General features: G+C 32.9%; 2 protein-coding genes. Both read left to right on the top strand.

What is annotated here, in order from left to right:
* The first annotated feature begins 49 nt into the window (after positions 1–49).
* A complete protein-coding gene (locus tag PW52_RS16930; protein ID WP_044634171.1) occupies positions 50–439 on the top strand; it encodes a helix-turn-helix domain-containing protein in 390 nt (129 codons plus the stop codon).
* Positions 436–1,013: IS3 family transposase (locus PW52_RS16925; protein WP_044634170.1), on the top strand; the 578-nt coding region annotated here is incomplete at its 3' end. The genes PW52_RS16930 and PW52_RS16925, both read left to right, overlap by 4 nt.

The following is a 1,013-nucleotide window of genomic DNA, read 5'->3' as shown; positions in this document are numbered from 1 at the left end:
TTTCCTGAAATAGGTTGACTAAAAATTAAACCTTTTAGCAACATACCTAATGAAAGACAAAAAACAACACTGCCGAAAAAATTCCTACAAAAAAGTAGGATTCGATTTAAAACTTTTAATCATAGATCAGATTCAAAACGGACAGATATCCGTGAATCATGCTTCAGAAAAATATCAAGTCTCTAGATCTTCTATTGATTACTGGTTGAAAAAATATAGTACCTTAGAACAAAAGAAACTTGGCATGAGCAAAAAAGACGAAATCAAAAAACTTAAGGAACGTATCGAAGAATTGGAATTTGTAAAAGACTTCCAACAAGACATTATTGCTGACATGGAACTCATTACAGGTGTCGATATGTCAAAAAAGTCATTGCCCAAAACATTAGCAGACGAGATCGAAAAAAAGAAACAAGACCGTTTAAAAGAAAATGGTTGATCCAATGTTTTGGGATTAGTAAACAAGCCTTCTATAAACGCTTGAAATCACACAGAACCAAAGTAAACAATGACCAAATCGTAATTCAAATGATTAAGGATTATAGAGATGAAATCGGACAAAGAACCGGTGGAATTAAGCTCCATGACAATCTTAAATCTAAAATGGAAGCTCTTGGAATAAAAATGGGAAGAGACAAGTTTTATAAACTATTAAGAGCTTATAACCTCTTAGTTCCAAAGACCAAAAGGTATTTTATAACAACAAATTCTAAACATCATTTTTATAAATATGACAACCTGGTAAAAGACAAGGCTCCTACTCGACCTGAACAGCTTTGGGTAAGCGATATCACCTATATCAAAACAGAAAATAAACACTGTTATTTGGCACTGGTTACTGATGCCTATTCTAAGAAGATTATGGGCTATAAATTTGCATCACATATGAAAACATCTCTTTGCATAGATGCACTCGCTATGGCCATTAAAAATCGTAAATATCCTAATGAAAAACTAATACATCATTCGGATCGTGGAATTCAATACTGTAATCCAGCATATACCCAGTTTGC

It is taken from the genome of Neotamlana sedimentorum (assembly GCF_000943565.1).
In the GTDB taxonomy this organism is placed as follows: Bacteria; Bacteroidota; Bacteroidia; order Flavobacteriales; family Flavobacteriaceae; genus Neotamlana; species Neotamlana sedimentorum.
This window is presented reverse-complemented; position numbering and strand designations above follow the sequence as displayed.

Bases quoted from the DNA above. Each gene is read 5' to 3' on its own strand.
- PW52_RS16930 (WP_044634171.1), top strand. From the start codon at position 50: ATGAAAGACAAAAAACAACACTGCCGAAAAAATTCCTACAAAAAAGTA.